Source organism: Rhodopila sp. (assembly GCF_035548095.1).
Classification (GTDB): Bacteria; Pseudomonadota; Alphaproteobacteria; order Acetobacterales; family Acetobacteraceae; genus Rhodopila.
On record NZ_DASZUV010000004.1, the window covers coordinates 32067 to 55060 of the forward strand.

General features: G+C 67.6%; 22 protein-coding genes. 12 read left to right on the forward strand and 10 right to left on the reverse strand.

Going from position 1 to position 22994, the window contains the following annotated elements; all coding sequences use genetic code 11:
* Positions 1-272 precede the first annotated feature (272 nt).
* Positions 273-776: a bactofilin family protein gene (locus tag VHC04_RS04410; protein WP_408903775.1), complete on the forward strand. Its 504-nt coding sequence runs from the start codon at positions 273-275 to the stop codon at positions 774-776.
* A gap of 123 nt (positions 777-899) precedes the next feature.
* On the opposite strand, the gene tmk is transcribed toward VHC04_RS04410, so the two are convergent.
* The 5 genes from tmk to ctaD are packed head-to-tail and all read right to left on the reverse strand — an operon-like array spanning position 900 to position 6276.
* Complete coding sequence (gene tmk, locus VHC04_RS04415) at positions 900-1514, reverse strand: dTMP kinase (protein ID WP_325678374.1); 615 nt, start codon at positions 1512-1514, stop codon at positions 900-902.
* A 13-nt stretch (positions 1515-1527) separates the two neighbouring features.
* Positions 1528-2739 (reverse strand): D-alanyl-D-alanine carboxypeptidase family protein, encoded by a 1212-nt coding sequence (locus VHC04_RS04420; protein WP_325678376.1) that lies wholly within the window; start codon positions 2737-2739, stop codon positions 1528-1530.
* Between the two features lie 17 nt (positions 2740-2756).
* The gene (locus tag VHC04_RS04425) at positions 2757-3692 is read right to left on the reverse strand and encodes a septal ring lytic transglycosylase RlpA family protein (RefSeq protein WP_325678378.1); all 936 of its coding nucleotides are present in this window, start codon (positions 3690-3692) and stop codon (positions 2757-2759) included.
* A 16-nt stretch (positions 3693-3708) separates the two neighbouring features.
* The gene (locus VHC04_RS04430; RefSeq protein ID WP_325678380.1) at positions 3709-4686 is read right to left on the reverse strand and encodes a lytic murein transglycosylase; all 978 of its coding nucleotides are present in this window, start codon (positions 4684-4686) and stop codon (positions 3709-3711) included.
* Positions 4687-4728: 42 nt separating this feature from the next.
* Positions 4729-6276, reverse strand: coding sequence for a cytochrome c oxidase subunit I (gene ctaD / locus VHC04_RS04435; RefSeq protein ID WP_325679044.1), 1548 nt, complete (start codon positions 6274-6276; stop codon positions 4729-4731).
* Between the two features lie 337 nt (positions 6277-6613).
* Here ctaD and VHC04_RS04440 point away from each other — a divergent pair, with 337 nt between their 5' ends.
* The 5 genes from VHC04_RS04440 to VHC04_RS04460 all read left to right on the forward strand — a co-directional run bounded on the left by VHC04_RS04440 (position 6614) and on the right by VHC04_RS04460 (position 11387).
* Entirely contained in the window at positions 6614-7786 is a 1173-nt protein-coding gene (locus VHC04_RS04440) for an ABC transporter substrate-binding protein (protein ID WP_325678382.1), read from the forward strand.
* A gap of 43 nt (positions 7787-7829) precedes the next feature.
* Complete coding sequence (locus VHC04_RS04445) at positions 7830-8654, forward strand: branched-chain amino acid ABC transporter permease (protein WP_325679046.1); 825 nt, start codon at positions 7830-7832, stop codon at positions 8652-8654.
* Positions 8655-8948: 294 nt separating this feature from the next.
* On the forward strand, positions 8949-9908 hold the full coding sequence (locus VHC04_RS04450) for a branched-chain amino acid ABC transporter permease (protein ID WP_325678384.1): 960 nt from the start codon (positions 8949-8951) through the stop codon (positions 9906-9908).
* A 2-nt stretch (positions 9909-9910) separates the two neighbouring features.
* Positions 9911-10690, forward strand: coding sequence for an ABC transporter ATP-binding protein (locus tag VHC04_RS04455; RefSeq protein ID WP_325678387.1), 780 nt, complete (start codon positions 9911-9913; stop codon positions 10688-10690).
* On the forward strand, positions 10674-11387 hold the full coding sequence (locus VHC04_RS04460; RefSeq protein WP_325678389.1) for an ABC transporter ATP-binding protein: 714 nt from the start codon (positions 10674-10676) through the stop codon (positions 11385-11387). The genes VHC04_RS04455 and VHC04_RS04460 overlap by 17 nt, the downstream gene beginning before the upstream one ends.
* Positions 11388-11545: 158 nt before the next feature.
* On the opposite strand, the gene VHC04_RS04465 is transcribed toward VHC04_RS04460, so the two are convergent.
* The gene (locus VHC04_RS04465) at positions 11546-12490 is read right to left on the reverse strand and encodes an acyl-CoA desaturase (protein ID WP_325678391.1); all 945 of its coding nucleotides are present in this window, start codon (positions 12488-12490) and stop codon (positions 11546-11548) included.
* 80 nt (positions 12491-12570) lie between these two features.
* The gene (locus tag VHC04_RS04470) at positions 12571-12699 is read right to left on the reverse strand and encodes a hypothetical protein (RefSeq protein ID WP_325678400.1); all 129 of its coding nucleotides are present in this window, start codon (positions 12697-12699) and stop codon (positions 12571-12573) included.
* 60 nt (positions 12700-12759) lie between these two features.
* On the opposite strand from VHC04_RS04470, the gene VHC04_RS04475 reads away from it, so the two are divergent.
* A complete protein-coding gene (locus VHC04_RS04475; protein WP_325678402.1) occupies positions 12760-13824 on the forward strand; it encodes an LLM class flavin-dependent oxidoreductase in 1065 nt (354 codons plus the stop codon).
* 80 nt (positions 13825-13904) lie between these two features.
* Here VHC04_RS04475 and VHC04_RS04480 read toward each other — a convergent pair whose 3' ends face one another.
* Positions 13905-14960: a D-2-hydroxyacid dehydrogenase gene (locus VHC04_RS04480; RefSeq protein ID WP_325678404.1), complete on the reverse strand. Its 1056-nt coding sequence runs from the start codon at positions 14958-14960 to the stop codon at positions 13905-13907.
* A gap of 94 nt (positions 14961-15054) precedes the next feature.
* Here VHC04_RS04480 and petA point away from each other — a divergent pair, with 94 nt between their 5' ends.
* The 5 genes from petA to VHC04_RS04505 all read left to right on the forward strand — a co-directional run bounded on the left by petA (position 15055) and on the right by VHC04_RS04505 (position 19842).
* Positions 15055-15747 carry a ubiquinol-cytochrome c reductase iron-sulfur subunit gene (gene petA / locus VHC04_RS04485; RefSeq protein ID WP_325678406.1) on the forward strand — a complete coding sequence of 231 codons (693 nt, stop codon included), beginning with the start codon at positions 15055-15057 and terminating at the stop codon, positions 15745-15747.
* A gap of 88 nt (positions 15748-15835) precedes the next feature.
* The gene (locus VHC04_RS04490; RefSeq protein ID WP_325678408.1) at positions 15836-17008 is read left to right on the forward strand and encodes a CaiB/BaiF CoA transferase family protein; all 1173 of its coding nucleotides are present in this window, start codon (positions 15836-15838) and stop codon (positions 17006-17008) included.
* 90 nt (positions 17009-17098) lie between these two features.
* Complete coding sequence (locus VHC04_RS04495) at positions 17099-17893, forward strand: glucose 1-dehydrogenase (protein ID WP_325678409.1); 795 nt, start codon at positions 17099-17101, stop codon at positions 17891-17893.
* 16 nt (positions 17894-17909) lie between these two features.
* Complete coding sequence (locus tag VHC04_RS04500) at positions 17910-18548, forward strand: nitroreductase family protein (RefSeq protein WP_325678410.1); 639 nt, start codon at positions 17910-17912, stop codon at positions 18546-18548.
* A gap of 523 nt (positions 18549-19071) precedes the next feature.
* Positions 19072-19842, forward strand: coding sequence for a phosphoadenylyl-sulfate reductase (locus VHC04_RS04505; protein WP_325678411.1), 771 nt, complete (start codon positions 19072-19074; stop codon positions 19840-19842).
* Between the two features lie 303 nt (positions 19843-20145).
* Here the strand turns inward: VHC04_RS04505 and VHC04_RS04510 are convergent, their stop codons facing one another.
* Together VHC04_RS04510 and VHC04_RS04515 are read right to left on the reverse strand one after the other, a co-directional pair.
* Positions 20146-20394: a MoaD/ThiS family protein gene (locus VHC04_RS04510; RefSeq protein WP_325678412.1), complete on the reverse strand. Its 249-nt coding sequence runs from the start codon at positions 20392-20394 to the stop codon at positions 20146-20148.
* A 4-nt stretch (positions 20395-20398) separates the two neighbouring features.
* On the reverse strand, positions 20399-22681 hold the full coding sequence (locus VHC04_RS04515) for a xanthine dehydrogenase family protein molybdopterin-binding subunit (RefSeq protein WP_325678413.1): 2283 nt from the start codon (positions 22679-22681) through the stop codon (positions 20399-20401).
* Positions 22682-22994 lie beyond the last annotated feature (313 nt).

The window sequence follows — 22994 nt, forward strand, 5'->3', positions numbered from 1 at the left end:
CGCCGCGTTCCGCCTCTTCTGCGCCGGTCGAGACCGGCCCGTCCGCGGGGTCCGTCCCATCCCCGGGCCCCTTGTCGACGCCTGGGATGACGCCCGGGCAAGCCGGAGGGCCGCCGACACGCGGGGCATCCCGAGGCCAGGAGCCCCGAGGTCATGAGTCCCTGGGCCAGGAATCCCCGCATCACGGCTCCGCCCAGGCGCCCACCGACTCCCCCGATAGCGGTCTCGGCGTCCCGCCGTTCCGTCCCGCAGCCATGAAGGACGCACAAGCGATGTCAAAATCCCCGTTTTCCGCCGTGAACCCGGTTCCCCCGCCGCCTTCGACGCCGGCCCGCCCGCTGGGCGGCACACCCGGCATCAACCCGGCTCGGCCGCCGGTCAAGGACCCGGCGGAGCGCCGCACGCTGGTGGTCGGCCGCGGCATCAGCGTGCAAGGCACGGTGCAGGACGCGGAGCGCCTGGTCGTGGAAGGCACCGTCGAAGCCAGCATGATCCGCGCGACGGAACTGTCGATCGCGCCGGGCGGGGTGTTCAAGGGCGAGGTCGAGGTGGATGAGGCGGAGATCGCCGGCACCATCGACGGTACGCTGGTGGCGAAGGCGGCACTGGTCGTGCGCGCCTCGGGCCGGGTGCTGGGCACCGCGCGTTGCCGCCGCCTGCAGGTCGAGGACGGCGGCCAGATCACCGGCCGGATCGAGATGATCACCGAGCCGGCGTCCGCCGCCCCCGCGCCGAGCGAATCACCCGCGAAGCCGAGCAGCGAGCCGGCACTGTGATTTGCGTTTGAGATGATCCCGCCGGCTTGAGATGGTCCGCTAGTTGAGATGGTCCGCTAGCTGAGAAGGTCCGCCTGGCGGGTCGTCTCAGCACGCGCCGGACGCCGCCGTTACAGACGGCCGTTACAGGCGCTCCGACACCGCCCGCATGATCGCGGCGTGCACGATCTCGATATCACCGGCGGCATTCACCAGGACGCAGCGCCGCGGTTCGGCCGCGGCGATCCGGCGGAAACCGTCGCGTACGCGGGCATGGAAACCGGCGTTCTCGCGTTCATAGCGATCCGGCGCCAGACCACGCCGCCGGGTCCGCTCCGCCGCCACCGCATCCGGCACGTCCAGCACCAGCGTCAGGTCGGGGGCGAATCCCAACAGGCCGATCTGCGCCGCGATGAACGCGCGGTCGGCGCCTTGTCCGAATCCCTGATACGCCATGGTGGAGTCATAGAACCGGTCGCAGACGACCCAGGTGCCGGCTTCCAGGGCGGGCTGGACGGTGCGGGCGACATGTTCGGCCCTGGCCGCGAAATGCAGCAGCGTTTCGGCGCGTGGCGACCAATCGATCCCGCCATCCAGCAGGATGCCGCGCAGGACCTCGGCGCCCGGCGCGCCACCCGGCTCCCGCGTGCGCAGCACGCTCAGTCCCCGCGTCTCCAGCGCCGCCGCCAGCCGGACCGCCTGGGTGGTCTTGCCGGCGCCTTCCCCGCCCTCCAGCGTGATGAACCGGCCGCGCGTCACGGTCAGGCGCCCGTCAGGTGCCGGTGACGTAGCGCTGGATGACCGCCATTGCCCGGCCCGGCAGACCCAGGCGGGTGATATCCTCGGCCGCCAGCAGCGGCACCTCCATGTTCGGGACGCCTTCGCCGGTCACGGTCAGCGTGCCGATCTGGTCACCCTTGGCGATCGGCGCCTTCACCGGCGAGGCATACGCGATCTTCACCGCCGCCTTTTGGCGCCAGTTCCGGGGCATGGTGACGATCAGGTCCTTGCCGGCCACCATCGGCACCGTCCGTTCCGATCCCAGCCAGACCGGGACCCGTTCGATCACGTCGCCGGCCGAGTACAGCGTCACGTCCTCGAAGTTGAAGAACAGCCAGTCCATCAGCCGCTCCGACTCCTCGGCCCGCTCATGCATCGTGCTCATGCCGTTCAGGCACAGGATCACGCGGCGGCCATTGCGCTTGGAGCTGACGACCACGCCATAGCCGCCGGCCTCGGTGTGGCCGGTCTTCAGGCCATCGGCGGTGCCCTTCTGCACCATCGGGTTGCGGTTGCCCTGCTCGATGCCGTTGTACTTGAAGGTCTTCTCCGAGTCGTAATGATAATATTCCGGGAAGTCGCGGATGATGCGGCTGGCCAGGACGCAGATATCGCGCGCGCTCATGGTCTGGTTGGCGTCGGGCCAGCCGGTGCAGTTGACGAAGTGGGAATGCGTCAGGCCCAGCTCCTGCGCCTTCTTGTTCATCAGTTCGACGAACCCCTCCTCGGACCCGCCAATCGCCTCGGCCAGCACCAGGGCGGCGTCGTTGCCCGACTGGACGATGACGCCGCGGATCAGGTCCTCGACCTTCACCTGGGTGCCGATCTGCACGAACATCTTCGAACCCTGCATCCGCCAGGCCTTCTCACTGACCGGCAGCTCGTCATCCAGCTTCAGGCGACCCTGCTTCAGCCGGTCATAGACGATGTATATCGTTATCAGCTTGGTCATCGAGGATGGCGGCATCTCATCGTCGCCCTGCTTGTTCAGCAGGACCGCGCCGGTGTCGAAGTCGATGCCATAGGCCCAGCGGGCGGTGGTATCCACCGGTCCCAGCGGCGTATCGGCCGGCGAACCGGTGACGGCCGGGTCCTTGGCCTTCCTGCCTCTCGCGGCCGACACCTTTCTCTGCTCCGCCAGGGCGGACCAGGGCCCGAAGGCAATGGCGGCAGATGCCAGCAAGCCGAGACGGCGGGTGAGCATCGAAACCTAAACTCCTGTTAATTCACGACGATCCGGGCATCAGGTATCCCGCGCGCCAGGGCTTGACGCAAGATGGAATCGGCGCTGGCCACGTCCGGCAGCGGACCGATCTCGGTGCGGTACAGCTGCCGGCGATCCTGCCGGAAGGACACGACGCGCGCGCCGGCATCGGCCATCCGGGCGCGTTGCTGCGCCGCATAGGATTGTTGCTGGAACGTGTCCAGCCAGACCATGAGCTGGCCGGGCTGCGGCGCGGTCCGCGATACCGTTTCCGGCAGGCGCAGCGGCGGCGCCGGCCCGGCTGACAGCGACGGCGTGTCACCACCGGCACTGGCGGCGACCGGGCGGCCGCCGCCTGATGCGACGCCGGGCGGCGGGGCCAGATCGGCCACCTCCACCGCCCCGCGCGGCGCCGCGGCTACGCCCAGGTTCGGCGCGCCGGGCACGGCCTCGACGGTGGCCCGGGTTTCCGCCTGCAGCACCTGCACACGCACCCGTGCCACCCCGTCGGGCGGGAACCGCAGCAGCTCCGCCACCCGCCTCGTGACCTCGGCGATCCGAGCGGGATTGCCGGTGCCGCGATCATTGATCCGCACGGTGGTCTGCAGCCCGTTCTCCAGATTGGTGATCCGGGCGATGCTCGGCAATTGCAGCGTCGCATGGGCGGCCGCCATCGCCGTCTGGTCGAACGCCTCACCATCCGTGGTCAGCCGGCCGGACCCGCCCGGCAGCACCGACGCAAGGCCGGTCTCATCCAGGGTGAGGCTTTCGGCCGGGTAGTGCCAGACCCCGCCGGCCTGATACGGCCCGCCCAGCACGTAATGCGGGTTGGATGTCGGGGCGGGGCCCTGGCAGCCGAACAGCAGCAGCCCCGCCACCATCGGAGACAGCCAGGCAAATCCCATCAAGGCGGACCCCACCAGGCCGGATCCAGCCTCGGCGGATCGGGTCATGGCCGGACGCCGCGCGTCACGCGGTGATCCCGTCGCCGATCAGGCCAACGGCGATGGCATAGAAATCGGACGGGTTATAGCGGCGGATGGCGGCGAAATTGGCGAACACCACGAAGGCCTCGCCATCCGCCCCATCGGGGGCGACGATCGCCGAGGCGGCGTCGAACGGCGCCACCCAGCGGCCCGCCAGCGGACGGATGCCGGCCGTGGCCCAGTCGCCCAGGCTCCGCTTCACATCCCGGCCCTGCGGATCGAAACCGGCGGGCAGGAGCACCTGCTGCCCCCAGGTCCCGCCCGAACGCCAGCCGGACCGCGCCAGGTAATTGGCGATCGACCCCAGCACGTCGGGCTTGCTGGTCCAGATATTGCGGTGGCCATTGCCTTCCAGGTCCACCGCGTAGCGCAGGTAGCTGGAGGGCATGAACTGCGGCTGGCCCATCGCCCCGGCATAGGAGCCCATCATGCCGGTGGGGGCGACATCACCATTCTCCAGGATTTTCAGGGCCGCCATCAGCTCGCCGCGGAAGAACGCCGCGCGGCGCCCTTCCCAGGCCAGCGTCGCCAGTGCGTCGATCACGTGAAAGTCGCCCATCGTGGTGCCGAAGCTGGACTCCAGCCCCCAGATACCGCTGATCACGCCCGGCGCGACGCCGAACTGCTGTTCGACGCGGGAGAACAACGCCCGGTTGGCGGCGAAGGCGGCGCGCCCGTCGGTGATGCGCTTGTCGGTGACCAGCAGGCCGCGGTAGCGCGCCCAGGTCATGGTGAACTCGGGCTGGTGCCGGTACCGGTCCAGCACCTTCTGGTTTGGACCGGAGACGCTGGCGAAGGCACGATCGACGGTGGTGGCGGAAATCCCGGACCGCCTGGCTTCGGCCTTCACGCCCTTCAGGAAGGATCCGAACGAGCCGGCATCCTGGGCGAGCCCGACGCCGTGCGTCAGGGCCAGCGTGGTCGGCAACGAGGCAGCCAGGAAAAAACGACGAGTCGGCATGACAGTTTCCTGCCATGCCGACTCGCGATGCTTCAACCGGAATTAGCGGATGAGCGGCAGCTCCGAGTAGGTGTGGAACGCGGGCGGTGAGCTCTGCGTCCATTCCAGCGTCGTGGCACCCTCGCCCCAGTAGTTATCGGCCACCTTCTCCTTCGAGGTGAAGGTCCGGAAGCAGACATACAGGAACACCAGCGTGGAGATGCCGCTGAGGAAGGCGCCCAGCGAGGACACCATGTTCCAGCCCGCGAAGGCGTTCGGGTAGTCCGGATAACGGCGCGGCATGCCGGACAGGCCCAGGAAGTGCTGCGGGAAGAAGGTCAGGTTCACGCCGATGAAGAACAGCCAGAAATGCACCTTGCCCCAGAATTCCGGATACTGATGGCCGGACATCTTGCCGATCCAGAAGTAGAAGCCGCAGAAGATGCCGAACACGGCACCCAGCGACAGCACGTAGTGGAAGTGCGCGACGACGTAGTAGGTGTTGTGCAGCACCTCATCCAGGCCGGCATTCGCCAGCACGACGCCGGTGACGCCGCCAACGGTGAACACGAAGATGAAGCCGATCGCCCACAGCATCGGCGTCTTGAACTCGAGCGAGCCGCCCCACATCGTGGCGATCCAGGAGAAGATCTTCACGCCCGTCGGCACCGCGATGACCAGGGTCGCGGCCATGAAATAGGCGCGGGTGTTCACGTCGATGCCCGACACGAACATGTGGTGCGCCCAGACGACGAAGCCGACCACGCCGATCGCGACCATCGCGTAGACCATGCCCAGGTAGCCGAAGATCGGCTTGCGGCTGAAGGTAGAGATCACGTGGCTGACGATGCCGAAGGCCGGCAGGATCATGATGTACACTTCGGGATGGCCGAAGAACCAGAACAGGTGCTGGAACAGCACCGGATCACCGCCGCCGGCCGGATCGAAGAAGGCGGTGCCGAAATTGCGGTCGCAGATCAGCATGGTGATCGCCCCCGCCAGCACCGGCACGGACAGCAGCAGCAGGAACGCCGTCACCAGCTCGGCCCAGATGAACAGCGGCAGCTTGTGCATCGTCATCCCAGGCGCGCGCATGTTGAAGATCGTGACGATGAAGTTCATCGATCCCAGCAGGGACGACACGCCGGCGAGGTGCAGCGCGAACAGCGTGCAGTCCATTCCCATGCCGGATTCGAAGGTGCTGTTGGACAGCGGCGGATACAGCGTCCAGCCGGTGCCCGACTCACCCAGAAGCAGCCCGATGACGATCAGCACCAGCGCCGGCGGCAGCAGCCAGAAGCTGATGTTGTTCAGGCGCGGGAACGCCATGTCCGGCGCGCCGATCATCAGCGGGATGAACCAGTTGCCGAACCCGCCGATCAGCGCCGGCATGACCGAGAAGAAGATCATCAGCAGCCCATGGGACGTGACGATCGTGTTCCACTCCTGCCCGCTCGACACGATGGTGCCGTGCGGATGCGCCAGCTGCGCCCGCATGATCATCGACAGCAGGCCGCCGACAAGGCCGCCAATGACCGCGAAGATCAGATAGAGCGTGCCGATATCCTTGTGATTCGTGCTGAACAGCCAGCGGGTCCAGAAACCTGGCATATGATCGTGATGATCATCGTGATGATCGTCATGGGTTGTGGCCGACACGAAACGCTCTCCAGCCTGATGCGATTGGGGAGACGCATTATCCCCAAGCGCGGGCGGCAGCAAGAGCCTACCCCGGCGCCGGCCTGAATCTTCCCCGCCGGCCCGGCGCCGGCCTGAATCGTCCCCGCCGGCCTGGCGCCGGCCTGAATCTTCCCCGCCGGAACCGGCGGCTCCCGGTCACGGACCGGGCCGCTAGCCCTGACAGCCCGTCTTGACAGCGGCCCACATCGGCAGAACCATCCGCATCACCAAAAAATGACCTGAAAGACTAACCTGGAGGAAACGGCTGATGATGTTGGCTCGACGCGATCTGCTCGCGCTGGGAACGGGCACGCTCGTCCTGGGGTCCGGACTCCGCCTTGCCTTGGCCGATGACAAGGTCATCGTCCTGGGCGTCAGCATCCCCTTGTCGGGCCCCGCCGCGCCGACCGGCATCACCACCCAGCGGACGCTGGAACACGCGTTCGAGTTGATCAACGCCAAGGGCATCATGATCGGCGGCGACCGCTACACCATCAGGCCGCAATTCTACGACAACAAGTACATCCCGGCCGAGGCGGTGGCGATCGTCGAGAAGATGCTGGCCGACAACGTCCACTTCCTGTTCTCCTCCGGGTCCGGCAATTCCGTGCCGGTGGTCGGCAAGACGACCGAGGCGAAGGTGCTGCAGATGTCCGGCGCCTCGGGCAAGGAACACCTGACGGGGCCGAAATTCCCCTACAGCTTCCGGGTGCAGCCGACGAACGAGACGGCCTATGCCGTCTATCCCTGGATCAAGCAGACCTACCCCGAGGTTAAGCGCGTCGCGCACATGAACCCGAGCGACGAGGCGGGGTACACGGAGTCGGAAGACCGCCGGATGATCTCCGAGAAGAACGGCTTCACCACCGTCGGCAACGAGTATTTCAAGCGCGGCTCCACCGACATGTATCCGGTGGCGACGCGGCTGGTGGCGCTGAACCCCGACATGATCGATTTCGGCGGCACCATCGGCCGCGACCAGGGCCTGGCCGTGAAGGCGCTGCGGGAGCTGGGCTACAAGGGCAAGATCCTGCTGGGCTACTCCGACGCGAAGTCCTTCGTCGACATCGCCGGCGCGGACGCCGCCGAGGGCACCATCCTGTTCGACACCCTGGCCGAACCGCAGAACGCCGGTCAGAAGGAGCTGTACGACTGGTGGATCAAGACCTACGGACCACCCTTCCCCAGCTATGCGTTCCTGATGTGGGACTGGCCGTTCATGTTCGCCGACGCGCTGCGCAAGGCGCAGTCCACCGACCCGGTGAAGGTGGCCGAGGCGATGCGGACCATCACCTATCACGGCATCTTCGGTGAGGAACGGTTCGGCATGAAGTCGGTCTACGGGATCGATTCCTCGCTGACCCGCGATATTCCGATGTCGGTGATCAAGGGCGGCAAGCCGGTCTTCCTGGCGACGGTCCCCTGGCCCGCCGGAGTCTGAACCCCTGTCCGCCACGCTGCTGCTGCAGATCGTCCTGAGCGGTCTGGTCACCGGCCTGATCTACATGCTGATCGCGCTGGGGGTGACGCTGCTGTTCGGCATCATGCGGGTCGTGAACTTCGTGCACGGCGAGCTGGTGATGCTGTCGGCCTTCGCGATCTGGTTCATCGGCGTCGACCAGGGGCTGCCGATGCCGCTGGCCATCCTCGGCGCCATCACCCTGGCGGCGGTGGTCGGCGTGCTGTGCCAGAAGCTGCTGTTCAAGCCGCTGCAGTACGACATCCTGAACTGCTTCATCGTCGGCATCGGCGCCAGCTTCGCCATCCGCTCCGCCTCCTGGTCCATCTTCGGGCCGGAGCCGCAGGCGATCCCGGCCATGCTGCCGGGCGTGGTGAAGCTGGGCGGGGTCTTCATGGCCAAGCAGCGGCTGCTGGCCGCCGGCGTCTGCGCGGTGCTGGCGATCCTGCTCTATGTCTTCCTGCACTACACCAAGCCTGGCAACGCCATGCGCGCGGTCGAGCAGGACCGCGAGGCGGCGATGCTGATGGGGATCAACCCGGAAAGCGTCTATGTGTCCGCCTTCATCATCAGCGCCGCCCTGGCCGCCGTCGGCGGCGCCATGCTCGGCTCCGTGTTCGGCGTCGACCCGGAGATGGGCGCCGAACCGCTGCTGAAGGCCTTCATCATCGTGCAGATCGGCGGCATGGGCAGCATCGCCGGCACGGTGATCGCCGGGCTGTTCATCGGCATCGCCGACAGCGTCACCGGCACGCTGCTGGGCGGCGAGCTGGCCTTCATCATCGACTTCGCGATCCTGATGCTGATCCTGATCGTGCGGCCGCGCGGACTGTTCGGCTATGATGTCTGATCCGAACGCCCGGAAACGACACCTTGCGGGCCCCGCCGCTCCCACCACGGTGGGCAGAGGTCCCTGCCATCGCGTCATCGCCGGCGAAGGGTCTTGCCACCTCGCCATGACCGCCGGCGGCCCTTGCCATCCCGTCATGACCGGCGAAGGCCGGCGATCCACGCCTTTGCCACCCGCGCGACGGCAGCCGCGCGCGGTCTCGCCACGCGCGGTCCCGCCATGCGTGGTCCCGCCGTGCGCGGCCGTGACGGACAGGCAACGCCGGCACCCGCGGCCCAACCGCCGCGCCCCGCGATGAACCGCCTGTTCGTCCCGGCCCTGATCGCCGTGCTGGTGCTGATGCCGGCGATCGTCCACGACGCCTATGTCCTGCACGTGGCGATCGTCATCGGCATCAACGTGGTGATGGCGGTCAGCATGTGGCTGCTGGGCATCACCGGCCTGATCTCCTTCGGCCAGGCCGGCTTCATGTTCATCGGCGCGATGACGACCGCGCTGCTGACCAAGAACCTCCATTGGCCGTTCTGGGTCGCCCTGCCGCTGTCCGCCGTCATCCCCGGCCTGATCGCCGCGCCGGTCGGGCGCCTGAGCCTGCGGGTCAAGGGCGTCTATTTCTTCCTGGTGACGCTCGCCTTCGGCCAGGTCGTCGCCGGTGTCTTCGCCTATTTCGAAGATCCGTTCGGCGGCTGGTACGGCATCCGCAACATTCCGCCGCCGCAGCCGGCCACCCTGTTCAGCACGCTGAACAAAGTCCCCTTCTACTACCTCTCGCTCGGCCTCGTCCTGCTCACCTGCTGGGTCATCCACCGCATCAGCCGGTCCTGGTTCGGCAATGTGCTGTGGAGCATCCGGGAGAGCGACCTGCTGGCCAGCTCGATCGGCGTCAATGTCCAGGGCAGCAAGCTGATCGCCTTCATCGTCTCGGCCTTCTTCGCCGGCGCGGCCGGCAGCGTCTACGCCGGGTATTTCGGCTATATCAGCCCGCTGGTGTTCACCTTCGAATATTCCGTCAACATCCTGGTGTTCATCGTCGTCGGCGGCTTCGCCAGCATGGCCGGCCCGATCGTCGGCGCGCTGGTGTTGACCATCGTGCCGGAAGCCTTCCGGGTCACCGGCAAATACCAGATGATGGCGTTCGGCCTGATCCTGGTCTTCTCCATGCTGCTGATGCCGCAGGGGATCATCGGCGCCTGGCAGCGCCTCGCGGTCCGCCGAGCCTTCGGCCGCCGCATCGCCCGCCAGGGGGGACGCTGACCATGCCGCTGCTGGAGGTGCGGAACCTGACTCGCCGCTTCGGCGGCCTGGTCGCGGTGAATGACGTGTCGCTGTCGGTCGAGGCGGGGGAGATTCGCGGCCTGATCGGCCCCAACGGCGCCGGCAAGACCACGCTGTTCAACCTGGTCAGCGGCACGCTGCCGCCGACCTCCGGCCACGTCCGGTTCGACGGCCATGACGTGACCCGCCACCCCATGCACCGGCTGGTGCGGCTCGGCCTGGTGCGGACCTTCCAGCACGCGCAGCTGTTTCCCACCTTCACGGTGCTGAAGAACGTGCTGATGGGCCTGCAAGTCCACGCCCGCGCGGGCTTCTGGGCTGGGCTGCTGGACACCCCGGCCACGCGCCGCCACAACGCGGCGCTGGAGGCGCGGGCGCGGGACATCATCCGTTTCGTCGGCCTGGCCGGGCGGGAGGAGGACATCGCCGGCGCCCTGTCGCATGGCTATAAGCGCATCCTGCAGGTGGCGATCGGCCTGGCGCCGAAACCCCGCCTGCTGCTGCTGGATGAGCCGGTGGCCGGCATGAACCATGCCGATGTCGACCGCATGATGGCGCTGGTGCGGAGCCTGCGCGACGAACAGGGCGTGACCGTCGTGCTGGTGGAGCACAATATCCGAGCGGTTATGAATGTATGCGACCGGATCAGCGTGCTGCAGTTCGGGCGGAAGATCGCCGAGGGCGTGCCGGCCGACGTGGCGCAGGACCGGACGGTGATCGAGGCCTATCTGGGCGTGGCGGATGATGACGAAGCTGCTTGATGTCCAAGGGATCGGCGTCGCCTACGGCACCGCCGAGGTGCTGCGCGAGCTGTCGCTGCATGTCGATACGGGTGAAACGGTGACGCTGATCGGCGCCAACGGCGCCGGCAAGACCTCCTGCCTGCGGGCGATCTCCGGCCTGGAGCCGTTGACCGCCGGCCATGTCGCCTTCGCCGGGGAACGCATCGACACGCTGACCCCGCGTCAGCGGCTGGAGCGCGGGCTGGTGCACGTGCCCGAGGGCAAGCGCCTGTTCCCGCGCATGACGGTCACCGAGAACCTGGCGATGGGTGGCTTCCTGCGCGGCGACAAGGCCGGGGTGAAGGCCGATATCGACCTGATGTGCGACCGGTTCCCGATCCTGCGCGCGCGCCGCAACCAGGCGGCCGGCAGCATGTCGGGCGGCGAGCAGCAGATTCTCGCATTTGCCCGCGGCCTGATGGCGCGGCCGAAACTGCTGCTGGTGGATGAGCCGACGGTGGGCCTGTCGCCGATCATGGTGAAGGAGCTGTCGGCCGCCCTGCGCTCGATCCACGCCGATGGCGTGGCCATCCTGCTGGTGGAACAGAACGCCGCGATGGCATTGCGGCTGGCCAGCCGAGGCTATCTTCTGGAGACCGGCCGCTGCGTCGCCGAGGACGACACCAAGGCACTGATGTCGAACGACTACGTGCGGAAGGCGTATCTGGGGATCTGACGCTTCTGGGGATCTGACGGTTCTGGGGACCTGACGCTGGCGCGGGCGGAGCCGCCATCGCCGCCACGGCAGACGAAGGCCCGGCACCTACAGTCCCGTGCACCTAAGGTCCCGTCATGGCGGGTCTTCGCCGGCCGGGGCGGGGTCGCGGCCCGCCCTCACCCCCGGCGCATCCTCCCCGCGACGAGCCTCGTATCCGGCCGCACCACATTCCAGGCCAGACCGATCGCCTCCAATCCCCACACCACGGCGAAGATCAGATCGATCTCCCACGCCGCATGACCATGCCGCGCGGCGCGGGGTTGGGCGTGATGGTTGTTGTGCCAACCCTCGCCGCTGGTCAGCACCGCCACGAGCCAGTTGTTGCGGCTGCCCTCGCCGGTCTCATAGGACTGATAGCCCCAGAGATGCGCGAGCGAATTCACCGACCAGGTGATGTGCCAGACGATCACGGTGCGCACGAAGACGCCCCAGACCAGCAGGCTGGCGCCGAACCGCACGGCCTCGGCCGGTGTTCCACCCATGGCCAGGCTTGCCGCCAGCCCGCCGCCGAAATACACGGCCCAGGACCCCAGGATGATGGCGGGATACAGCAAGGTCCGCTCCAGCCGGCGGTAGAACGGGTCGCGCAGGATGTCCTTCGCATAACGCTCATAGATCCCCAGGCGGATCAGGTCGCGGTTTTCCACCAGCATCCACGCCAGATGCCCCCACAGGAAATTCACCAGCGGGCTGTGCGGGTCCTCCTGCCGGTCGGAATGCTCATGATGGCGGCGATGCACCGCCACCCAGCGTGCCGGCGTGTCCTGCATGCAGCACACACCCAGCACGACGAACCCGTATTCCAGCCATTTCGGACAACCGAAGCCGCGATGCGTCAGCAGCCGGTGAAAGGCGAGGTTGATGCCGAGACCACCGAATAGATAGACACCCAGGACCGCCAGCACGACGCCGGTCCGGCTGAACAGCCAGGGCAGCAGCGCCGCCAACGCCAGCAGGTGATACACCCCGACGGTGGCCGCGTACGACCACACGATGCGGTGCATATTGACGGAGGCCGGCAGCGACAATGTCCCGCGCGGACGGGACAGGACGGGGTTCATGGCGACGGACGGTCCTTCGAACGATGCGGCCGAAGGCCGATGGCGGGACTGTCACCCCCCAGAACGCGACGGCGGCGTGCTTATGGATGATCGCGTGCCGCGAAGGAATTCACAAAAAGTGTCGCGACGGTCACAAACCGGACGGCGGCCTTGCGCGCGGCGCGGCCCGGCGTATCGCTACCCATGGCCGCTTCCTTGACACCGGCCATCTCCTGCCGTCCGACTGCATGCGCTACGGCGATCGGGTCCGGCGACGGGGGGACAGGTCCATGCAATTCGGCTTCTGCGTCATGGCCGATATCGATGAGATCGGCTTTTTCAGTCACGCCGAGGCGCTGGGCTACGATTCCGTCTGGGTCGCGGACAGCCAGATGATGTTCTCCGACGTCTACATGGTCTGTGCCCTGGCGGCCCGGCAGACGAAGCGCATCCGCATCGGGCCCGGCACCGCCATCTGCGGCACGCGGATCGCGCCGGTGCAGGTCGCGGCGATGGCGACGTTGAACCGCATGGCGCCGGGCCGCGTGGTATTCGGCATCGGCACCGGCAACACGGCGATGCGCACGATGGCGCAGAAACCGATGAAGATGGCGGATTTCGCCGCGTATCTGCGGGTCCTGCGTGGCCTGCTGGACGGCGAGGTGGTGAACTACAGCTTCGAGGGCCGCGCAAGACCGGTGACGATGCTGCGGCACGAGACGCGGTTCATGAACCTGCAACCGCGCATTCCCCTGTTCGTGTCGGGCTTCGGTCCGCGCGCCATGGCGCTGGCCGGGGAGTACGGGGACGGCCTGATCTTCGCCATTCCGCCGCGCGGCGTGCCGGTGCCGCAGGCGCTGGCGCATGCGCGGCAAGGCGCCGCCCGGGCCGGGCGTGACATGAGCGGCTTCCGGAACACCACGCTGACCAACGTGGTGCTGTTGAACCCCGGTGAGCGCGCCGATTCGGACCGGGTGAAACGAGCAATCGGTCCCAACGTGATGGCCAGCGTCTATTACTTCTACGACACGGTGCACGAACGCGGGATCGACCCGCCGCCTTTCCTGGAACGCATCTGGAAGCCCTATTGTGCCCTGGTCGAGCAGACCCCGCCGGAACACCGCCATTTCCGCACGCACGAATTCCACTACACCGACCTGCATCCCGGCGAGGCGGCGCTGATCGACGAACAGCTGATCCGCGACACCTGCCTGGTCGGCACGGCTGATGAACTGATCGAAACGATCCGAGCGCTGGAGCGCGACGGGTTGCAGGAGATGCTGTTTGCCAGCGGCAATTTTCACAAATGGGAACTGGCGGAACGATTTTCCCGCGAAGTGATGGCTCGGCTGTAGGCGTTCCACCCCGCCGGCACGGCTCGCCGGGACCGCGGTTCAGACGGATGGCCTGGAGCTGCCGCGCGACACCACCCGTCTCAATATCCCCGCGCCCAGTCCACCACGTTCCGCAGCGGCCTGCCGTCCAGCCAGCGCCGCAGATTGTCGCAGAACAGCGCGATCCCGCCATGGCGGTCCTGGTCGCTGCCGCCGGAGATATGCGGCGTCACCATCACCCTCGGATCCGACCACAGCGCATCCGGCGGCGGGCGCTCGAACTCGCCGGCATAGACGTCCAGCACCACGCCGCGCAGGCGCCCGGCCCGCAGCGTGGCAATCAGCGCATCCTCATCGACGATCTCGCCGCGGGCGACATTGACCAGGATGGCTCCGGGCTTCATGCGGGCGAAACGACCGGCGTCGAACAGCTTGTCCGTCTCGGGCGTCCACTGGCAGCAGACCGCCACCACGTCCGCTTCGGGAAGGTAACGGTCCAGATCGCCCGCCTCCCCCACGATCGAGAATCCCGGCGGCAGCGGGCCGGTCGGGGCGGTGCGCCGCGTGCCGACGACACGGAATCCCAGCGCCGCGAGCAGCCGTCCAAGCTCCTGCCCGATGCCGCCGGCCCCGACGACGCAGGCGGTCTTTCCATCCAGCAGCCAGGGCCGGTACGCACGGGCGTCGAAATGCCGGGCATCGCGCTCCAGCGGGACGCGGTGCAGGCCCTTGGCGAAATGGAGGATGCCGGCAACCGCGTATTCCGCGATCGCCAGCCCGTTCGCCTGGCCGCGGGAGGTGGTGACCACGACGTTGCTGCCCCAGAGATCACCGCGCTTGAGGTTGCTGGCTCCGGCCGGACGCTGGTGAAACCACATCAGCCGCGGCGCCCTCGCCCGCAGATCCAGCGGGAACGGAAAGCCGCCCAGAATCACGTCGGCTTCCGCCAGCAGCGCATCCCTCTCGGCTCGCGTCCCGAGACCGTTCGCGTCCGGCGCCAGATAGCGGGCGGCCGTGAAGGCCGGCCAGGTCGCACGGATCTCCCCGTCGAACCAGCCGGCGGCATCGGTCAGCCGCACCCGCTGGTCCACCGCTTCCACACGCGCCCGGTCCGCGGCGCCCAGCCGCTGGATGGTCAGCACGTTCAGCGTCTGCATGGCGGTTGGCATGACGCGGCAGACTAACGCTGTTTTAACTTCCGTTTCCACCCGGCGATCGGTCAAGACTGCGCCGAGGGAGCATCGTCACCCTATGTCAAGCGCCACTGCCTCGCATGCCAGCCCGGTTTACACCGATGACCACCACGCCGGTGACCACCACGCCGGCGGTCCGGCGCCAAACCGGCGGGATCTGGTGAAACTGATCGCCACGGCCGGTGCCGCGATCGGCATCGGCGCCATCGCCTGGCCGTTCATCGACAGCATGAACCCGTCCGCCGACGTGATCGCCGCCGGCGCGCCGATCGACATCGACCTGTCAAAGATCGGTGAGGGCCAGCAGATCGTCGTGCTGTGGCGCGGCGCGCCGATGCTGGTGGTCCACCGCACGCCGCAGGCGCTGAAAACCCTGCAGGCCCCGGCGATGATCCAGCAACTGGCCGACCCGAACTCCGTGGTGCACCAGCAGCCCGCCTTTGCCGAGAACTGGCACCGCTCTGCCAAGCCCGAGTTCCTGGTGCTGGTCGGCATCTGCACCCATCTGGGCTGCCTGCCGAACTATATGCCGACGCCGGATCCGGTCTCTCCGGCGCCGAACTGGATGGGCGGGTATTTCTGCCCCTGCCACGGCTCGAAATACGATCTCGCCGGCCGGGTCTACAAAAGCGTTCCCGCGCCGTACAACCTGCCGGTGCCGCCATACCGTTTCGTCGACGACAAGACGCTGCGGATCGGCGAGAACCCGCCGGGCATCGCCTACACCCTGAACGACATCGTGCAGATGTAGCCTTCGGGTTTCCCGCGGGCTCCGCCCCGCCTCGACCGCGGGCGGCAAACCGTGGCACCATGGGCATCCCGATGGAAAGGATGCCACGATGACGACAGGGCCGCTCGCGCGCTTCAAGGTGATCGATCTCACCCGCGTCCGTGCCGGGCCGACCTGCGTCCGCCAGCTCGCCGACTGGGGCGCGGACGTGATCAAGATCGAATCCCCCGAGGGCGATGCCGGCCTGGGCGGGGAACGGCACGGGCCGGATTTCCAGAACCTGCACCGCAACAAGCGCAGCCTGACGCTGAACCTGAAAGCGCCGGACGGCGTGGAGGTGATGAAGCGCCTGGTCAAGCAGGCCGACGTGGTGGTGGAGAATTATCGCCCCGACGTGAAGTTCCGCCTGGGCGTGGACTATGAGTCGCTGAAGGCGATCAACCCGCGCATCGTCTATGCCAGCATCTCGGGGTTCGGGCAGGACGGGCCGTATCGCGACCGGCCCGGCTTCGACCAGATCGCCCAGGGCATGGGCGGGCTGATGTCGATCACCGGTGAGCCCGGCCGCGGCCCGATGCGGGTGGGCATCCCCGTCGCCGACCTCACCGCCGGCATCTTCGCCGCCATGGGCATCCTGATCGCGCTGCTGGAGCGCGAGCAGTCCGGCGAGGGTCAGTGGATCACCTCCTCGCTGCTGGGCGCGCAGATCTCCATGCTGGACTTCCAGGCGGCGCGCTGGACCATCGCCAAGGAGGTGCCGGGCCAGGCGGGCAACAACCATCCGACCTCGATCCCCACCGGCGTGTTCGCCACCGCCGACGGGCATATCAACATCGCCGCCGCCGGGGACGACATCTATCGCCGCCTGTGCAAAGCGCTGAACGCCGACCAGCTGGCGGCGGCGCCGGCCTATGCCACGGGCCGCGCGCGGTCCGAGAACCGGGACGCGCTGAACGCGGCGATCGAGGCGATCACCCGCACCCGCACCTCGGCGGAATGGATCGATGCGCTGAACAAGCAGGGCGTGCCGTGCGGGCCGATCTACAGCATGGACCAGGTCTTCGCCGACCCGCAGGTGAAGCACCTGGGCATGACGCGCGTGGTCACGCATCCGGTCCTGGGCGACGTGGAGGTGGTCGGCCAGCCGATCGAACTCAGCCGCACGCCCTGGAGCATCCGCAGCGCCACGCCCGAACCGGGCGAGCACACCGACGCCATCCTGGCCGAGCTTGGCTACAGCGCGGCCGAGATCGGCAGGCTGCACGCCGGTAAGGTCGTATAGTGACACATGGATAGACGTCCGTAGGGACACGGGCAGGATCGGACAAGGGAGGAACATATCCTCCCGCAGCAACGATAGAGAGAGGAAGCGATGAACTTCACCGACAAGGTTGCCCTGATCACCGGCGGCGGCGGTGGCATCGGCCGCGCCACCGCCCTGGGCTTCGCGCTGCGTGGCGCCAAGGTGGTAGTGGTCGATGCGGACGCGGCGCTGGGCCAGGGCACCGTCGATGTCATCACCCAGCGCGGCGGTACCTCGGCCTTCGTCCAGGCCGACGTGACCCGATCCGGATCGGTCCGCGACTATGTCGAAAAGACCCTGGCGCTGCATGGGCGGATCGACTGCTTCTTCAACAATGCCGGGATCGAGGGCAAGGTCGTGCCGATCCAGGACTATGACGAGGAGGTGTTCGATCAGGTCATCGCCGTGAACCTGAAGGGCGTGTTCCTGGGCATGCGGCATGTGCTGCCGGTGATGCTGAAGCAGGAATCCGGCGTCATCGTGAATACCGCCTCGGTCGCCGGCCTTTTCGGCGCACCCGGCATGCCGGCCTATGTCGCCTCCAAGCATGGCGTGCTGGGTCTGACCAAGGTCGCCGCCGCCGACGTGGCCGCCAAGGGTGTCCGCGTCAACGCGGTCTGTCCCGGGCCGGTGGAGACGCGCATGATGCGCTCGCTCGAGGCGCAGCGGAATCCGAACGATCCGCAGGGGGTTCATGCCGCCTATGCCGCCGGCATTCCCACCGGCCGCTACGCGACCCCCGAGGAGATCGCCGGCGCCGTGCTGTACCTGTGCTCCGACCTGTCCGGTGACGTCACCGGCACCCATATCGTCATCGACGGCGGCCGCTCCGGCACCGGCGGTGTCGCTCCTCGCCGCTCCTGATCAGGAGGTTTCCCGCATGCCCGACCTGTTCGAAATCATCGGCTCCACCCGTTCCATGCGCCGGCTGAAGCCGGATCCGGTGCCGGACGAGCTGATCAGGAAGATCCTGGAAGCCGGCACGGCGGCTGCCAATGGCGGCAATTTCCAGACCTGGCGTTTCCTGGTGGTGAAGGATCCGGCGATCAAGAAGGCCGTGCAGGTCTGGTACAAGAAGGCGTTCGATGAGGTGGTCGGCCCGCGCTATGCAACCAGCGCGCCGCCACCGGGCGTGACGGCGGATAAATACAAACGCCAGCACAGCGCGGTGGAATACCTGACGGACCATTTCCACGAGGCGCCGGTCTGGATCGTCGCCTGCCTGGTGGACGGCCCGAACCCGTCGCGCGGCAACGGCGCCTCGATCTATCCCGCCGTGCAGAACATGCTGCTGGCGATCCGGGCGCTGGGCCTGGGCTCGACCCTGACGACGCGGCACCTGATGTATGCGAAGGAAGCCGACGCCGCGCTGGGCCTGCCGGAGGGTGTGCATTCCTACGCCATCCTGCCAATCGGCTATCCGATGGGAAAATTCGGCCCGGTCGGCCGCGGCAAGCTGTCCGATTTCGTGTTCCTGGACAAATGGCAGCAGCCTTATCCGGCGGTGGCCGACGCATAGCGCGGCGGGATGTGGCAAAGGCGCTTTGACACGCGATAACCCGCGTCGATCGAAGAACCCGGCACGCAAATCGGCAAACGGGGCAACGGCCTGACGCCGCGTCCGGCCACGCCGCGTCCAGCCAATTCGCGTGGCCCCGTGCCCGCTGTCTGCTTCCCGCGGCCTGCCGCCTGCTGTCCACGGCCTGCCGCCTGCTGTCCGCGGCCTGCCGCCTGATGCCTGCCGCCTGATGCCGGGCGTCCTGTTCCCCTCCCCCTCCGTCTCATGCCAAGCCGCCTTCATACCGGCCGCTTCGCCGGTCCTTCCCGTTCCGCGGTTCCCGCCGGTTCCGCCGGCCCTTCCCGTCATGGCGGTCGCGGACAAGGCGTTGCCGGCGATCCGGCAATACGATGATCGCAATTCATAGTACGGGTATATAATAGAAAATTAATCTTTTATCATCGCAGTATATTGTCATTCAGAGAAAATTATACCTTCTATTCGGCACCCCGTCCCCCCGCGCGGGCACCCGAGAGACCAGGCCATGCTCAACGACACACTCGACACCGCCGGCAGCGTCCCGCCATTCGCCGGCCAACCCGAGGCGAACGCCCTCGCCCGCCACCTGAACGAGCGCCACGGGACACTCGGCGCCCACGCGCTGCTGGAGAATATGCTGTGTCGCACCTTCCTCGGCCGGATCGCCCTGGTGTCCTCCTTCGGCACCGAGTCCGCCGTGCTGCTGCACCTTGTGGCTCGGATCGACCGCGCCACGCCCGTCCTGTTCCTGGATACCGGCAAGCTGTTTGCGGAGACGTTGCGCTATAAGGACATGCTGGCCGAGCGGCTGGGCCTGACCGATATCCGTGTGCTGCGGCCGAAGCCATCGGAACTGCGCGATGACGACCGCGACGGCACGCTGTGGAAGTTCCTGCCCGACCATTGCTGCCATCTGCGCAAGGTACTGCCTCTGGCCGCCGGATTGCGGGGCTTCGACGCCTGGATCACCGGCCGCAAGCGGTTCCAGGGCAGCACCCGGGCGGCCCTGCCCGCGATCGAGCCCGATGCCGACGGACGGATCAAGATCAACCCGCTGGCGGACTGGACCCAAGCCGACATCGCCGCCTATTTCAAGGCGCACGACCTGCCGCGCCACACGCTGGAGGCGGACGGCTACCGCTCGATCGGCTGTGCCCCCTGCACGGATCGGGTCGCACCCGGCGAGGACTCCAGAGCCGGACGCTGGCGCCACGCCGCAAAGACCGAATGCGGCATCCATGCGCCGATGGTTCCGATCGCAACCTGTTTCGGATGAGCCGGCCCCGCACCCGCACCCGGCCGTTTCACGCTCGGATCGAACGGATCGACGGCAACGGCCCGGACACCAGGCGCCGTCTTCCGGCATTCCCGGACGAGTGGCCGCTCGTGGGCCGTCACGTCGGCGCGCGAACCGGCATTGGTCTGGCCGCGGAGCGGGCCGCCCAGCCGCAGCCATGGCACGGCGCGCGGACCCATCACCTTCATGTGCACGCCGGACGCGCCGTGCTGGAACGCCAGCGGCCCATGCCGGCCGTGCCGCCCGGAGAGACCAGCTCCCGCGATCCGCCGGGCCGCCGTCCTACCCGCCCTCGATCTTCGGAATGAAGAACACCTCCGCCCCCGGCGGGACCGGCTGGAAATAGCCGGTCTCGTGCAGTTCGCCATTGATGGCGACGGTGGTCTCCTCCTCCAGGTGCCCGCCCAGGCCAGGATACATCTCATCCATCGCCTTGATGACACCGCGGAGGTTCTTCGCCTCCACCTCGAACTCCCGCACGCCGCCGGTGTAGCGGCGCGCGAAGCCCGCGGTGAACACGATGCGTGCCAAGCCGTCAGCCCGCCGAGAGTGCTTCCAGCACGCGCGGCGGCGACATCGGCAGCGAGGTCATGCGCTTGCCGATCGCCTGCGAGACGGCACTGCCGATCGCGGCCATCGGCGGGCAGATATTCGCCTCGCCGACCCCCTTGGCGCCATACGGATGCACCGGGTTCGGCACCTCCACCAGGATCGTGTCGATCATCGGCAGGTCAGACGCGACCGGGCAGCGGTAGTCCAGGAAGCCTGGATTATCCAGCTGGCCCTTGGCGTTGTAGATGTATTCCTCATTCAACGCCCAGCCGATGCCTTGCACCACGCCGCCCTGCATCTGGCCCTCGACATAGCTGGGATGGATCGCCTTGCCGACATCCTGCGCCACCACGGCGCGCAGGATCGTCACGTGCCCGGTCTCGGGGTCGACCTCCACGTCATAGAACTGGGCGCTGAAGCCGGGCGCCTGGCCGCCGGGGTTCACGCCGGCCGATCCGGTGATCGGGCCGCCGGTGGCCGCCGCCTTGGCCGCCAGCTCTTTCAGCGACAGCGGCTTGAAGTCGCCGACATTGGCGCCGGCCGGCTTGGCGTGGCCGTCTTCCCACACCACGCCTTCCGGATCGACGTCCCAGATCATCGCCGCGCGGCGGCACAGATCCTTGATGACGTTCTGCGTCGCCGTCACCACCGCGATGCCGGTGGCGAAGGTGACCCGCGACCCGCCGGTGACATGCGTGTAGCCGACCGATCCGGTATCGGCGACGATCGCGCGCACCGTGCTGTAGTCGACGCCCAGGGTCTCGGCGGCCATCAACGCCATCGAGGCGCGGGAGCCGCCGATATCCGGGCTGCCGGTCGCCACCAGCACGGTGCCGTCGGCGTTCACCTGCAGGGTCGCGCCGGACTCGCCGCCGCCGTTGAACCAGTAGCCGCAGGCCACGCCGCGGCCCTGGTTCGGTCCCAGCGGTGCCTTGTAACCGGGGTGGTTGGCCAGCGCCTGCAGCGTCTCCTTGAACCCGGCATGGGCGTGCTTCGGCCCGGCGATGGTCGGCGAGCCGATGCCGGCCACGTTCTTGATCCGCAGCGCCAGCGGGTCCATGCCGATCGCCTTGGCGCACATGTCCAGCACGCTCTCGACCGCGAAGCCGGCGATCGGCGAGCCGGGCGCGCGATACGCCGCCGCCTTCGGCCGGTTCGACACCACGTCGTAGCCGACCGCGCGCTGGTTCGGCACGTCGTACGGGGCGAAGCCGCACAGGCAGCCATTCATCACCGGCGAGCCCGGGAACGCACCGGCCTGGAACTTGTACAGCCCCTCCATCGCGGTGATCGTGCCGTCCTTCCTGACACCGATCTTCACCCGCATCGACGCGCCCGAGGTGGGGCCGGAGGCGCGGAACACCTCCTCCCGCGTCATCTGCAGGCGCACCGGCAGGCCGGCCTTCCTCGACAATGTCGCGGCGACCGGTTCCAGATAGGTGACGGTCTTGCCGCCAAAGCCGCCGCCGATCTCGGCCGGCGTCACGCGGATATCGCCCAACCGGGCGCCGATGATCTGCGCGGTCAGCGCGCGCATCGCGAAATGGCCCTGGCTGGACGACCAGATCTCGATCTGCCCGTCCGCCTCGGCCTTCGCCACGCAGGCATGCGGCTCGATATAGGCCTGGTGCACCGCCGCGGTCTTGAACGATTCCTCGATCACCACGTCGGCTTCGGCGAACCCCTTGTCGATGTCGCCAATGGCGAACTCCAGCCGCTTGGAGATGTTGGAGGGTTTTTTCGGCGCCGGCTCGATGCCGCGGGTGATCATGTCCTCGAACAGCAGCGGCGCGTCCTCGGCCATCGCCTCGTCCACGTCGATGACATGCGGCAGGACCTCGTACTCGACCTTGATCAGCCGGGCCGCTTCCTCGGCGATCGAGGCGCTGACCGCGGCGACGGCGGCCACCGCGTGGCCCTCATACAGCACCTTCTCGCGCGCCATGATGTTGCGCGTGACGTGCCAGAAATTCACCGCCACACGCTCCGGACCGATATAGTCGAATTTCTGCTCCGGCAGGTCCTTGCTGGTCATCACCGCCTTCACGCCCGGCAGCGCCTCGGCGGCCGCGGTGTCGATCGACTTGATCCGCGCATGCGCGTGCGGGGAGCGCAGCACCTTGCCATAGATCATGCCGGGCAGCTTCAGGTCCGCCCCGTACAGCGCCCTGCCCGTCACCTTCGGCACGCCATCCGGGCGGATGGGCCGGGTGCCGACCCATTTGTAACGCTTGGTCGATTCGGTGACGATCGTGGAGTCGTTCACGGCATCCTCGCTTGGCTGGTCCGGGACAACAGGCAGGCTGATGAGAATAGCCCCGCGCGGCGGAATCGCAAATACTGGAGGCGTTGTATTTGATTGGGAATAGCGAAGAGCACCCGTAATAATTCGGCCAACTTCACCCGCGTCGACTGGCGTTCATTTTCCCGGCACTGCCAGACCGGCCGCCCTCACATTGACGGCCGCACGACGGCGGACGGCACCGGCAGCGACGACCGGGCCGGCGAGATGACCCCGGCGAGAGTGCCGCGGCGAGATGACCCCCGGCGAGATTGTCCCGGTGAGAGTGCCGCGGCGA

Excerpts from the sequence above, each read along its gene's own strand:
- VHC04_RS04410 (WP_408903775.1), top strand. The coding sequence starts at position 273 with ATGTCAAAATCCCCGTTTTCCGCCGTGAACCCGGTTCCCCCGCCGCCT.
- VHC04_RS04420 (WP_325678376.1), bottom strand. The coding sequence starts at position 2,739 with ATGCTCACCCGCCGTCTCGGCTTGCTGGCATCTGCCGCCATTGCCTTC.
- VHC04_RS04425 (WP_325678378.1), bottom strand. The coding sequence starts at position 3,692 with ATGACCCGATCCGCCGAGGCTGGATCCGGCCTGGTGGGGTCCGCCTTG.
- VHC04_RS04430 (WP_325678380.1), bottom strand. The coding sequence starts at position 4,686 with ATGCCGACTCGTCGTTTTTTCCTGGCTGCCTCGTTGCCGACCACGCTG.
- ctaD (WP_325679044.1), bottom strand. The coding sequence starts at position 6,276 with ATGCCAGGTTTCTGGACCCGCTGGCTGTTCAGCACGAATCACAAGGAT.
- VHC04_RS04440 (WP_325678382.1), top strand. The coding sequence starts at position 6,614 with ATGATGTTGGCTCGACGCGATCTGCTCGCGCTGGGAACGGGCACGCTC.
- VHC04_RS04450 (WP_325678384.1), top strand. The coding sequence starts at position 8,949 with ATGAACCGCCTGTTCGTCCCGGCCCTGATCGCCGTGCTGGTGCTGATG.
- VHC04_RS04455 (WP_325678387.1), top strand. The coding sequence starts at position 9,911 with ATGCCGCTGCTGGAGGTGCGGAACCTGACTCGCCGCTTCGGCGGCCTG.
- VHC04_RS04460 (WP_325678389.1), top strand. The coding sequence starts at position 10,674 with ATGACGAAGCTGCTTGATGTCCAAGGGATCGGCGTCGCCTACGGCACC.
- VHC04_RS04465 (WP_325678391.1), bottom strand. The coding sequence starts at position 12,490 with ATGAACCCCGTCCTGTCCCGTCCGCGCGGGACATTGTCGCTGCCGGCC.
- VHC04_RS04470 (WP_325678400.1), bottom strand. The coding sequence starts at position 12,699 with ATGGCCGGTGTCAAGGAAGCGGCCATGGGTAGCGATACGCCGGGCCGC.
- VHC04_RS04475 (WP_325678402.1), top strand. The coding sequence starts at position 12,760 with ATGCAATTCGGCTTCTGCGTCATGGCCGATATCGATGAGATCGGCTTT.
- VHC04_RS04480 (WP_325678404.1), bottom strand. The coding sequence starts at position 14,960 with ATGCAGACGCTGAACGTGCTGACCATCCAGCGGCTGGGCGCCGCGGAC.
- petA (WP_325678406.1), top strand. The coding sequence starts at position 15,055 with ATGTCAAGCGCCACTGCCTCGCATGCCAGCCCGGTTTACACCGATGAC.
- VHC04_RS04490 (WP_325678408.1), top strand. The coding sequence starts at position 15,836 with ATGACGACAGGGCCGCTCGCGCGCTTCAAGGTGATCGATCTCACCCGC.
- VHC04_RS04495 (WP_325678409.1), top strand. The coding sequence starts at position 17,099 with ATGAACTTCACCGACAAGGTTGCCCTGATCACCGGCGGCGGCGGTGGC.
- VHC04_RS04500 (WP_325678410.1), top strand. The coding sequence starts at position 17,910 with ATGCCCGACCTGTTCGAAATCATCGGCTCCACCCGTTCCATGCGCCGG.
- VHC04_RS04505 (WP_325678411.1), top strand. The coding sequence starts at position 19,072 with ATGCTCAACGACACACTCGACACCGCCGGCAGCGTCCCGCCATTCGCC.